Origin of the sequence: Bacillus sp. K2I17, assembly GCF_002209985.1 — a bacterium.
Classification (GTDB): domain Bacteria; phylum Bacillota; class Bacilli; order Bacillales; family Bacillaceae_G; genus Bacillus_A; species Bacillus_A wiedmannii.
In genome coordinates, this window is the sequence record NZ_NJGF01000016.1 from 34,858 (window position 1) to 48,117 (window position 13,260).

Below are 13,260 nucleotides of genomic sequence, written 5' to 3' on the forward strand. Positions count from 1 at the left end.
TGAATTGTATGTAGTAGTTTGTACTGGTACAAGAAAAAGTAATAAGGATTTTAAAGGAGCTATTCAAATGGAACAGCTCCTTTTTATATTAGCCACTATTAAGCCCCTTCCAAGCCCCTCATAAGCACCTACCAAGTAATAAATCACTAAGAAAAAACAAAACAAAAACAACTACAAGAACAAAAAAGCGCGAAAAAATAAAACCGGCGTTGTAGTAGTTAAAAAAATTTGGAATTCAAATGCAAAAACAAAGCCCTCATTCCTATATGTATATTGAAGGGGTGAATTCTGCCTTTTTATGAATAAAAGGAGGAGGGAAATATATGGCGGTGTACCGTAATGTGCAGGTGAACTTTTGGCAAAATGAATTCATATTAGATTTAACGCCAGAGGAGCGTTATTTTTATATATATTTGTTAACTGGTACGAAAACAAAGCAATGTGGAATTTACGTATTACCGAAGCGTGTGGCAGAACTGGAAACAGGCTACAGTATGGAAACTGTTGAGAAGCTGTTAAATAGATTTGTTGAATACGGAAAGATTTTATACGATGCGGAAACGAAAGAGTTATACATACTAAATTGGCTACACTATAACCCTATTTTAAATACAAATGTAGAGAAGTGTGTGTTACGTGAGTTAAAGACTGTAAAAAATAAAGAGTTCATACATATGTTTTTACGTAAATGTCTTGAAGAAGAATGGAAGATTCCATTGTTATTGCAGCATTTTGGTATGCTGAAAGAAGAGGATAATAGTAGTTTACAAGAAGTTGTTGAGGAGAAGGAAGAAGAGATAGAAGAGACAGAAGAGGATACGTCGCATAGTGAAGTTTATAAGTTTTACAAACAAAATATAAGTAGTCTATCTCCATATATCGTGAAGGAATTAAAAGAGTGGATACAAAAAGCTTCAGGAGAGACAGTACTAAAGGCACTTAAAGTTGCGTTTGAACATAATAAGCGAACGTTTGCTTATGTGAAGGGGATTTTGAGGAATTGGTGTAAGAAAGGGCGGGGAGATTTCAGTGGAAGAAAGGAAGGAGAAGTCTGTTTACATGATCCATAGCATAAGAAAAGATGGATTTTTCCTATTCAAAAAGGTTCTTTCAAAATAGAAGCGAATAGTTTGAGAAAGGAGGGGTTATATGGAAGTCGTCATAAAGAAGAAACGAACTAGAGGGAAGAAAATTTTTATTTGGTCTAGTAGTATCGTTCTTTTGGTAGTTATTTGTACAGTGATTTTTTTGAACATATATACGCTTAGTTCTGTGCCAAAGATAGATGGGACGATAAAGCTAGAGGATTTACAACATGCTGTTCAAGTAAAGCGAGATAGTAAAGGGGTACCTCATATTAAAGCGGAAAATGTACATGATTTATATTTTTCGCAAGGGTATGTACAAGCGCAAGATCGTTTGTTTCAAATGGATTTAAGTAGAAGGCAAGCTTCTGGGATGTTGAGTGAAGTTGTAGGGGAAGCAGCTGTTGATCGAGATAAGTTGTTTCGAACGCTCGGTTTACGGCGAGCAGCCGAAGCATCTGTTAGTCAATATGACGGGGAAGCGAAATATGCCTTGCAGTCATTTGCTGATGGAGTGAACGCTTTTATACGTGAGGCAAAAGAAGAAAAGAAATCGCCAGTTGAGTTTACTATATTAGGCTATGAGCCTGCTGAATGGTCTATTGTTGATACGTTAACGATTGGAAAGTATATGGCGTTTGATTTAGGTGGACATTGGCACGGACAGGCGTTTCGATATTGGGCGCTGAAAAATTTGCCGAAAGAGCAAGCAAATGAGCTATTTCCTACATATCCGAAAGATGCGCCTAGATTGTTAGCTGAACTGAAAAATACAAATGTGGACGTAGCACAAAGTTTTGCAAAAACGATTATTCCGCCAGAGTTTAATGGTAGTAATAATTGGGTCATAAGCGGTGAGAAAAGTGCGTCTGGTAAGCCAATCTTAGCGGATGATCCTCATTTATCTCTTGCGACGCCTTCAATTTGGTATCAATCGCAACTCGAAATGAAAGATTTACATGTGAGTGGTGTTATTTTCGCTGGAGTACCGGGTGTTATATTAGGTCACAATGACAAAATAGCATGGGGCGTTACGAATACAGGTCCTGATGTGCAAGATTTATATATTGAGAAGCGAAATCCTAATAATGAAAATGAATTTTTGTATAACGATAAGTGGGAAAAAGCTACAGTTGTTGATGAATCTATTAAAGTAAAAGGCGGGAAAACAATTCCGTATAATGTGACGGTTACGAGGCATGGTCCAGTTATTTCAGAGTTTGCGGATAAAGTAAAAGAGAAAACAAGAACAGTATTCGCTTTGAAATGGACTGCTTTGGAGCCTTCTGCTGAATTAAAGGCTGTATTAAATATGAATAAAGCGAAAGATTGGAATGAGTTTGAAACGGCACTTCAAGATTTTCATACACCAACTCAAAACTTTGTATTTGCATCAAATGACGGCACAATTGCGTATAAAGCGAATGGAAATATACCAGTGCGTAAAAAAGGTGATGGAAGTTTGCCAGTGCCAGGGTGGACAGATGAATATGAATGGGAAGGGTATATCCCATATGATCAACTTCCAAAAGTAATAAATCCAAAACAAGGGTTTATTTCAACTGCGAATAATAAAATTGTGGATGATAATTATCCGTACCATATTAGTAATACGTGGGCACAGCCATATAGGCAAATGCGTATTCAAGAATTTTTACAAGAGAAAGAAAAGTATACGGTGAAAGATTTAGAAGAGTTACAGATGGATCAAAAAAATTTATACGGGAAAGAATTTGCCCTTATATTTTTAAAAGAGTTAAATAAAGCATCTTTAAATGAAGTAGAGAAAGAAGGCGTAAAACAATTAACAAAGTGGAATTTTTACGATAGTAAAGATGAAGCGGCACCATTAATATTCCATTTGTTAATGAAAGAGATTTCGAATACGTTATTTTCAAAAGAAATACCGAAAGATGTGATGGAGTTATTTGAAGGGAAGTCACAAGTTGTTGATGAATTGATTCGAAAAGAAGTAGCGGGAGAAAACGGCGCTTGGTTTACGAAGTACGGAGGCTTCACAAAAGTTGTGCATACATCGTACGAAAATGTAATGAAGAAACTGCAGAAGGAATATGGCCCTGATGTTGCGGAGTGGAAGTGGGGCGATTACCATCAACTGGCGTTCACACATCCAATTTCAAAATCATCTAGTATGCTAGCACTACTTGCATTTAATCGTGAAAAACCAATTCCAATCGGCGGAAGCCAAGTTACCGTTCAAGCAGCGAGTTACGGAGAAAATGGTATTGTAAATCACGGAGCTTCTTGGAGATTTGTTATTGATACAAAAGATATGTCAAACGGTTATCATATTGTAGGACCGGGACAATCGGGACATTTTAGAAGCGATTGGTACCATGATCAAATAGATGATTGGGTAAATGGAACGTATCATACGACTACATTGAATACGGAGGGGATAGAGGGGAAAGTGTTAACTTTAGAGCCGAAGTGATAATATTTCCACTGATTAAAAATTATAAATTAGAATATAACCCAGTTCTTAAATGATTTTAAAAGCCTACTATCAGTTAAGTGGATAGTAGGCTATTTTATAGGATAAGATTCAATAATTTTATTATGACAAAACAGTAAGTGTTTTAACATTTACTTATACGATAACGGGCCTTATTTACTCTGTTACAGTTGCTCATTTTTATACACCGCGAAACATTTTGTTATTCAATAATTCCAATTTCTAGAGCCTTTTGAACAGCTTCTTCTTTGTTACGGACTCCTAGCTTTGTATAAGCTGTGGAAGCATAATTTCTGACCGTACCACTCGATAAATATAACCTTGATGCTATGGTAGTGTATCGAAGGCCTTTTGCTACTAGCTGCAATATTTCTATCTCCCTAGCTGTTAGCTCATAAGCGGTTGCTTTTGATTGTGGTGTCTCTTTTTGCACATCAAACTTCTCAAATATTTTGTGAGACATTCCCTGATCAATTAGTGTCCCACCTTTGTGAATAAGACGTATCGTATTAGCTAGCTCCAACGTTTCAATAGATTTAAGTAAGAAACCATCCGCACCGTTGCGAAGCGATTCTAACGCCTGTTCGGTATCCTGAAACGTTGTAAAGATCAATACGCGGATATGTGGCCATTGTTGCTTAATCTTTTTGGTTGCTTCGACTCCATCCATGTGCTGCATATCTAAATCCATAAGTATAACATGGGGTTGAAGGCGCCCACACAAATCGATGGCTTGATTGCCATCCTCAGCCAAACCGACTACATTTAAATCTTCATATCTATCGAGTAGTGTCCTCAAACTTTCTCGAACAAATGGCTGATCGTCTACAATTAATAAACGAATAAGTCCATCTTTTATTTCAGTTTGTCGTGGTATGGTACATGTAACAAGCATTCCATCCTCTGGCTTTGTATATACAGACAATTGACCTTGCAAGTTCATTGCCCGTTCTTTCATCGCATTCATACCGAAGCCTTCCTGCCATTCTACATTTCCTTTTCCATTATCTTGAACTTCTAATCTCGTATATTGTTGTTCAAACTGCAATGAAACTATAATTTCAGTTCCCTGTCCATGACGTACTGCATTCGTAAGGGACTCTTGTAAGCAACGAATGAAGGCTATCTTCGCTTGCCGAGACAATTCATATTCCTCTCCGAATATCCTAAAACTTACATTTACCTGAGCGTGCTCCTGAAATTCGGCTCCAAGATTTTGTAGAGATTGAATTAAGGAAGGCGATTGACACGGAGAATCCATTTGATGTAGGTAACCTCTCACGTCCTCGATGCTTTTCCGTCCCATTTCAAGCAGAGAATCTAGCCTCTGTATACCCATTTCAGTAGCAAGTTCGGTACGCAATGTTTCCATCCCCATAATAATAGAAGTATAAGCGTGACCAACTGTATCATGAAGCTCACTCGACAGTCTGTTCCGTTCTTCTGCCAGTGTAATGCGTTCAATCTGAGACATATATTGCTCAAGTACCGCGTTTTGTTTACGAATCGCTTCATTTTGCTTATGATTGACGATTAATAAATGGAAAGCGAAGCCCATTACATAAGCAAGTCCATAGTTGGTAACCATAATCCAATAGCTATTACTTGGCGCAACCGCATAGAAAATTCCAGTTGTTATAAAAACTGTTGTTGGAGCTGTCCAATAATAGGACAAATGCTGACTATTCGCAGCAATCAGAAAAACCGATATAAGAAATGTAACGTTAGCTCCCGGAAATAAAGAAGTTAAATATATACACAGTCCACCATATAGCAGTATTTCTGTGAACAAATAATATTTATAATTGAATAGTAAGGCTACCCATGGAACAGAGAAGGCAATAATTTCCCAAAGAATAATAATCCAAATTGGCAATGTTAAACTATCCTGAAAATCTAATGTGGTTATGGCGATAGAGACACTAACAAGTATACGGACTCCTAACATAATCCAATCGTACCAAAACCAATACTTAACCATATCTAACAAGTCATTTACCCCCTAAGTAGCCTACCTTTTTACTTCCTATATTATAAATTAATCCTTCATACATTGTTATACTTTTTAATTTTACACTGCAATTCTCTTACAGAAGGCAAACCTTTATTGATTTAGTTGCCGGATCATGCTACGTGTATAGCCCCCAATTTTCTTTGTTAAACCATCTACTATTTTAATACTTATGGCGGTAAATACTATACCCATAAACATTACAAAGAGTGACTTGGCAAACGTATCTATCTGTATGAATATGATATTCATTTCAATGTAGCGATACAGTAGTGGTGCTAACAGGAACATAAGTGGCATTACATAAAAAATGGTTGCACTAATGAGACTAAAAATGCCAATCGCAAATTTCTGCATTAACCAATAGACAGCAGACCAAGTGCGACGATCAGTAAGCACTAATTTCACCTGAGTCCAGTTCGATGTATCTATTGTTATACTTTTATCATAAGAGTCTGTTGAAATATCTGTATAAATTTTCGTCTGTATGCGCTCGAATTGGATAAAAGGTGTAGTAGTCTGTAGTACACGTATAACTAGTGGAATCCCAATTACCGTAAATGAAAGGGTGAAACTGAATAGCAGAGCTATTAGATAAAAACAAAAATAAAACAATCCTGTAACGAAAGTTAGCAATAAAAAATAACCATTCTGGATGAATCTTGATTTCATAAAGTTCTCGCTCCTATCTATGTAATAACCGAATTGTACTGCTTTTTTTGTCATTCTCACTAGTGTAAAAGTGTCATATGACATTTCTAAATGATGCTAAAAAGGGGAGAGTAACCTACTTCTGGTTAAAAAAGATGCTTATATTAATCTCCATAAAACAATCCCGTTCTTGCAGATGCAAGAAGGGATTGTTTTGTACTTTTATCCCGCTTTAATGGGCAGTAAGACCCCCACCTGAAAATGCAGCAAAAGCAAAGAATTTAGGTGGGGGATCAACTGCCCATAAAAGTCTGATTGGTTCAACTAATAATCAGTGGGGGATGAAGAAAATCCCCACTGATTAAAGTTTCACTTTATTTAATATGAGATGGACTTGTTTTTCGAATGTGAAAAATAATATCAAATTGCTCAAGCAATGACTTATCAAAGTATGCCAATTGGTTCGGTAAGAGTCGTGCCCCTATACTTAGTAATGGTCTTTTTGCTTTAACCCATTTCTCTGCCGGTCCTTTAAGGTGACGGTTATCCAATAAAAACATTTTATATGGTACTTTTCCGAGGGTATAATTGAAACTATTTACATCTTGTGGAATCGGATCTGTTATAATCTTATCTCCGGTGTCGTTGTATAAGGTGAAATTCCCCTCCGTAGTTGTACTGCCAATTGTGACATAATTATTGTCTAAACGTTCCTTCAAATTCTGCCCTGCAGCATAAGGGTATAATTCCTCATCGATAATTCCTTTAGCTATATGAATATTGTGTCCCCATACTATCGTTTTACCACCCAATGTCTCTTGTGCCCACATTGCATGATCGGCCAAGTATTGCTCATGTAGCTTTAACATACTTGGATAGTCGTTAGGAATTAGCATTGTTGTATATTTCTCTATTGCACTTGCCGTTGCTTTCGCCCAGATGTACTCGGGTGAAGCCATTTCTGTGTTGGCTTGCCCATTCTCATCTTTTAGTAATTGGGCTACTCTCTCAGCGTTTGCTTTGAACTTTTCTTTTATTTCAGGAGCGAGGTCCATATATTCCTTTGTACTTCCATTAAAAGCCGACAATTCTTTATAATTTTCTTCTACTTCTGCCAGCAAATCTGGTCGATGCAGCCTTACATAATCAATTACTTTATTAAAGCAACCTTGGTCCATCTCCTTTAAGTCAAGCCCAATAAATTGTATCTTTTTTTTATTGGATGGATTAGCATTATAATCTTTCATCCACTCAATCATGGCTATAATTTCATCAGTAGGATATAAATAATTTAAAAATTCCCTAGGGTTTCCTTTTCCTGTTTGGATATATTCATTTAGTTTTAAGCCGTTTCCCCAATCTTCTTCCATTGTGAAATTTGTAAAACCCATCTCAGTAACCAAATATTTCACAAGGCGAAACTTCATAGTGAAAATTTCAGAGCTTCCATGAGTAGTCTCTCCTAATCCTACATATTGTGCGCTCCCAATCATTTTCTTAAGTGGTTTTAAATCCTCAAATTTTTTTGACGGCTCTATCGTTTTTAATGGGTAAGCCTGTGATTGTATGGATTTAACTATATTTTTTTGGATTGATTGATCTGAATTTTCGACTGCTACTGTTTGAGCCTTTCCTACTTCTACACATCCTGTGACTAATAAAGCTGTACTAACCATTGCAATTATTCTTTTCTTATTCATTTTTTTCCACCTCAATTGAATTATTTGTAAAAGCAAGATTGATTCATGTACTTGCACGAATCAATTGCCTTAATTCAATTGTTATCTATCCCATATCATATTTTCTAGTTACATATTGTCATAAGGTTAATTGACACAGGTCATAGACTAATCATTACACTTTTGTACTATCGGCTATGACAACTTATAAATAATAATTACATTGATGAGTCGTAAGTAAGACTAGATTATAAATTGGGGAGGGATTTTAAAGATGAATGAATTTGTATACAAAAATATTTTTATTCTAAGTTGTGTCTGTGGAAATGACAAGAAGTATATTCGATAAACAAGTGAATTATAGGGGAAGGGCGGATTACAATGATATTACACGCAAAATCGTTCCACAATAAAGATAAAATCCAACGTGCTAAAGTAGGACTTCAACTTTTTCTGAGTATCTTAATCATTACTTCAATTATCCTAAATGTAGTAGTAATAATTACGAAAAGTATGCCGCTTATTGTGGTATATATGTTTACCCCAGCATTATCTTCTATTTTGACTCGCATAATACTGAAAGAAGGGTTTAAAGATGTATCTTTTAGTCTCGGTAACTTAAAGATATGGAAGGGGATTGGTTTTGCTCTGCTAATCCCTATGATTATTTGTGGAATTACTTATTCTATCGCCTGGTTGAGCGGAATTGCGGGGTTTCAGCATCCCGAAGGTGGTATGTTAGAACCGATCTACAATTTACTTGGGCTTCAGTATGTAACGGCACCATTCAGTTTCATTTATCTAGTAGTATTGAGCGGCATTTTCGGAAGTTTGCTTAACTTAATCCCAGTTTTGGGAGAAGAAATGGGTTGGCGAGGTTATATGCTCACAAGGCTAGTCGATGCAGAGTTTTCACGGCCTATCCTTATTAGTGGATTGATTTGGGCAACGTGGCATGTTCCAATAGTTATTGCTGGTCTATATGTAGAGGGACCATCTGTCGTTCTTTCAGTACTGGGCATCTATCTTTGTATTGTACCATTCGGTTATATTACAGCTTATTTACGACTTATCACAGGTAGCGTTTGGCCTTCGGTTATCATCCATACTACTTGGAATGCCATTATTCAAGGACCTTTCGCACGTGCAAGTACAGGGTATCAAACTGAGATTTGGATTGGAGAATCTGGCTTGATAACCGCTATTATTATCTTGATTACGGCAATAATTGTGTCTCGGATAATAAGATTTACTAAATATTGATTTTTCACATAAATTTTTAAAAAATGATTGTTAATCAGAAAAAGCGGACTCTCAGATTGCTTTTTAAGGGTTTTTAGCGGTCGTGTGAATGTCATATGTATCGATAAGGATTAAATTTCACACGATTGAAAACAGGGTGTTTAAACGTTATTTTGTTTTTATTCGTAATTTTAAATCTGAAATACTGAAGCCAATGTAATACAATTTCATTGGCTTCAGTATTTTGATTCTTAACTAAAAATAGAGTGGAAAATTAAGGGTGTCATATATATTAATTAAAAGTAGCATACAAAGAATGCTTAAGTGACATTTCTTTTGTTATAGAATAAACAAATCCTGATATTGCAGTAACTATTATTTTGAGGTCAATTTACTGTGAAATAAGTGTCTAATGTCTACTATTAATTTGGATCTATGTGACTGCACCTCTTAATTAGAGGTGTTGTTTTTGTTAAGTAATAGCCATTGTACTTAGAAAATAAATAATATGTTTATGTGATGGAGTAATAAAGCTAGGTAGCATAAAGATTGATACTACAAAGATTAACAACATATAAAAAAAATATTTATATGTTGTGTCACCGCTGCTATCCCTAATAATTTTTGAATCTATTTATTTCTTCCGCTTTTGCGGAAACTAAAACTAATGTTGCGACCAGTAATATAGTGCCAATTAGATAAAAATAGTTGGCACTATATCGTCAGTATTTTTAATATTCCATTCGCTTTTTGTGTTTTCTATTTTTATTTTTGTACTGATGATAAGACCTTTCCCTCAATTAGATCTTTAAATAACGTAGACCTATTTGGTGCTTGAATTTCTTCCAACGTGAATTTTCCGAAGTACAGTGGTTCAGAAATAGCTTTATCATTTTCATCTGCTGTTAAATTTTCGACTTCTTTATTATCTTTGTCAAAAATTTGGAATACAGCAGTTTATCAGTTTTATATTCGAATTTGCAGCATCCACTTTTTTAATCTCAGTTTGTCCAAGTGATTGAATTTTTGGCTGTTAGTTCTTACGGTGATACAGTATCTCCTTGGACTTTCACTGTATTTTTAATCTTTTTTCCAGCTTGTCCCTCGCATGGAGTACCATTGTATGCCACTCTGTATGTGTCACATCCCAAAATTCTTCGTTTTCTTTTCCTACATTAAATTTACTTTTGTCTGTATCGAATTGTATCTGTCACTGTTTAGCCTACTATTTGTAATGTACCTGGGGCATATTCTAGTTCGTCTGGCAATGTATCCGCAAAGGCTAGATTTTTCGCAGGATTAGCAAGAAGCTATTACTTACTAGAGTTGTATACTCCAATCATCCCTTGTTTCTGTATTTTGTAGGTTCTTCACTGTTTTCCCAAGTTCTATGATTAGATCTTGGAGAATTAAGAAACGATCTCAGCTCATTTCATTGTCGTTTAGAAAATTATAAGAAAAGAATCTATTTCTTTCACACTTTTCCTAACTACTCTGATATTTAGATGCTACTTACAAATAAATAATATATGATTTTCATAAAAAAAATATAGTAATATTTTGTCGTGAATTGTACTAATTTGATATTTTATAGTAATATTTTGTCGTGAGTTATACCTGACGGAAAATAATTTATGAATTTATACAGGAACGATGTAAAAATTTATCAGTAATCTAATTAAGAGGAGAAGGTAATGAATAATTCAATCGATATACAACACTTGTGTGATCTCGCACATAAAGCCTTTAATGTACCTGTTCACATTTTATCCACAGACAAAAAAATCTTATATCATTCTAATTCTGAGGATATTTGTAGTCCTTTTTATTCTTCTAAAGAAGAATATCTTAGTGACATTTATCAAGAAAATGATCCCTATAATTTGCCCCTTTTCAGATGTAACAGTTATCTTGAAAATTTCATCCTAATTCATATAGAAAATCATGATTATATAAAAGGGACTATAATAATTGGCCCCACTATACATCCAAAGGGATCGGATGATGTAACCTTTAAACTTCGAAAAGAATTTAACTCAAATGATAATATTCAAGAAAGACTAACCTATTTTCAATCCCTACCTGAGGTTAAAAAAACTTCTTTAATTGATATGGGAATTTTATTGCATTACATGATTTTCAATGAAAAGTTAGATGTTGATATTGTGGTAGAAAAAAATAAAGTGTTAGAGGAAGTTCCCTATAAAATTGTGAAACCTGATCTATATATTTTAAAACGTCAACAAAATAAACCAAAAACTCACAACATGGCATTAGTACATAATTATTTTTCAGCAATCAAAGAGGGAAATAAAAAGAAGTTGTTGCAATATATGTATGCAGTTTCGCAGGAAGATACGGAATTAATTTTAACAGCGGATCCACTCAGAAACCAAAAAAACCATGGGATTATTGCGATTACTTTAGCAACTCGATATGCGATAGAAGGTAATCTCCCACCAGACATTGCTTTTGCTCTTAGTATTTTGTATATCCAAACCATGGAACAACTAGAGAACGTGGACTCTGTAAGGCGATTGTCAGGAGATGCCTTACGTACTTTTGCAGATCGAGTGAAAGAATTCAATGCGCAAAAATTTTCAAATGCGGTTACTACATGTATGAACCATATTAGTAAAAATGTTTACGATGGAATATCTCTCAATGAACTCGCTAATCATTTGGATATTACGCCTACTTATTTATCTAAATTATTTAAAAAAGAAGTGGGAATTCCTTTAAGTGAATTTATTCAAAGGGAACGAGTGGAAGAAGCAAAAAAATTATTAACACTCACTACATATCCACTATCAGATATTTGTGCTTGGCTTAATTTTAACGACCAAAGTTATTTTACAAGGGTTTTTAAAAAATCAACTAACATGACACCTAGACAGTATCGTGAAAAATATACCGTAATATAAGCTTAGTATCAGTTTCTTGTGAAAAAACTTTAATATACGCGCAAGTAACTGTAAAACTTGAGCATACTGTTTCTTTTACTCTAGAAAGGGTATGTGATTGATCTAGAAAAGGAGTATGTATTCAAATAGATCTTGAAGAGTCCATGAAACATTTAGTGAAGCCAAAGGACAAGGGTAAGATTTATAACATGTTGTTAATTTTAAAGAGTACACTATCCATTATTTTTCTAAGGAGATAAAAAAACAGAAGGCCGCAAAGGTTCTTCTCGAGAAAGCTTTGCGGCTTTTTTTATATTTTAAAACCCATAGTTATAACGAGGAATAAGTTTATAGATTAATATCTTCATGTTAAGTATTTAATAATGGTGATATTAGGGACTATTACATAAAGTTTAATAATATAACATATATCACTTGATATATCTATATTATATGCAATTATACATAACCAAATAAAAGGAAAAAAGTATAAAAAAACCTATTAAATTATTCTATAAGTATTTTTTTAAAAATAAAATTGCTTGGTTGAGCTAAAATGGTTATTTACTAACCGTATACACTTTAATTTGTAATCATTACAATTACAGAGCTGTAATTCCTAATTAATTATATTGATATAATTAATTAGACTCGTATTTTTACTTAATAGTTAAATTATCGAGCTCAATCGACAAAATTTTGCTATTTACGCATTGGAAATTTAATGTTTTAATGAACAACATAACTGGTATGACCACACAGAAGGGAGAAGAGCAAGCTAATAGAGATAGAGGTTATTAAATTTGCAAGTAACATTATGTTGTGGATAATTTTCTTAATAATCAGTTTATTTTTAAGGTATTTAGAATCTCAAAAGTAGTATTTTTGTAAAAATGGGTTTTAAGTTTCTACATAGCAAAAGTGAATTTATTCCGCAATAAAAGTATAAGCAATGTACAGTATAATTTCATCTTTTGTAGTCTTGTAAGGCTATTGCTGACAAAACTAAAACCCATATTATGAAATTGATATTAAAAAAAGGTCATGACAGGATTAACTCTAGAAGCAATGGTTATCTATCTTCACGGATCTGTAAGTTAAACAGCAGCTCTAAGGGGGAAATAATATTTTACTACTCATTGGGCAGCTAATTCAAATATAGCTGATGAATTTTTATCGTTTACTATTTGAAAAATAGAGTATCTAAATGAGA

General features: G+C 34.3%; 8 protein-coding genes. 4 read left to right on the forward strand and 4 right to left on the reverse strand.

The window, feature by feature from the left end; translation table 11 throughout:
- Positions 1–323: 323 nt before the first annotated feature.
- Positions 324–1,070, forward strand: coding sequence for a DnaD domain-containing protein (locus tag CER22_RS18470; protein WP_088064004.1), 747 nt, complete (start codon positions 324–326; stop codon positions 1,068–1,070).
- Positions 1,071–1,149: 79 nt separating this feature from the next.
- A complete protein-coding gene (locus CER22_RS18475; protein WP_088609321.1) occupies positions 1,150–3,540 on the forward strand; it encodes a penicillin acylase family protein in 2,391 nt (796 codons plus the stop codon).
- A 223-nt stretch (positions 3,541–3,763) separates the two neighbouring features.
- On the opposite strand, the gene CER22_RS18480 is transcribed toward CER22_RS18475, so the two are convergent.
- The 3 genes from CER22_RS18480 to CER22_RS18490 form a co-directional block, all read right to left on the reverse strand.
- Positions 3,764–5,551, reverse strand: coding sequence for a helix-turn-helix transcriptional regulator (locus tag CER22_RS18480; RefSeq protein ID WP_088609322.1), 1,788 nt, complete (start codon positions 5,549–5,551; stop codon positions 3,764–3,766).
- 114 nt (positions 5,552–5,665) lie between these two features.
- On the reverse strand, positions 5,666–6,244 hold the full coding sequence (locus CER22_RS18485; protein ID WP_088064001.1) for a sensor domain-containing protein: 579 nt from the start codon (positions 6,242–6,244) through the stop codon (positions 5,666–5,668).
- A gap of 353 nt (positions 6,245–6,597) precedes the next feature.
- Positions 6,598–7,923: an erythromycin esterase family protein gene (locus tag CER22_RS18490; protein ID WP_088064000.1), complete on the reverse strand. Its 1,326-nt coding sequence runs from the start codon at positions 7,921–7,923 to the stop codon at positions 6,598–6,600.
- A gap of 360 nt (positions 7,924–8,283) precedes the next feature.
- Between CER22_RS18490 and CER22_RS18495 the strand changes: the two genes are divergently transcribed.
- The gene (locus CER22_RS18495) at positions 8,284–9,165 is read left to right on the forward strand and encodes a CPBP family intramembrane glutamic endopeptidase (protein WP_088063999.1); all 882 of its coding nucleotides are present in this window, start codon (positions 8,284–8,286) and stop codon (positions 9,163–9,165) included.
- Between the two features lie 744 nt (positions 9,166–9,909).
- Here the strand turns inward: CER22_RS18495 and CER22_RS34210 are convergent.
- Entirely contained in the window at positions 9,910–10,086 is a 177-nt protein-coding gene (locus CER22_RS34210) for a SpaA isopeptide-forming pilin-related protein (protein ID WP_179211924.1), read from the reverse strand.
- A 752-nt stretch (positions 10,087–10,838) separates the two neighbouring features.
- Here CER22_RS34210 and CER22_RS18505 point away from each other — a divergent pair.
- Positions 10,839–12,068 (forward strand): helix-turn-helix domain-containing protein, encoded by a 1,230-nt coding sequence (locus CER22_RS18505; RefSeq protein WP_088063998.1) that lies wholly within the window; start codon positions 10,839–10,841, stop codon positions 12,066–12,068.
- Positions 12,069–13,260 lie beyond the last annotated feature (1,192 nt).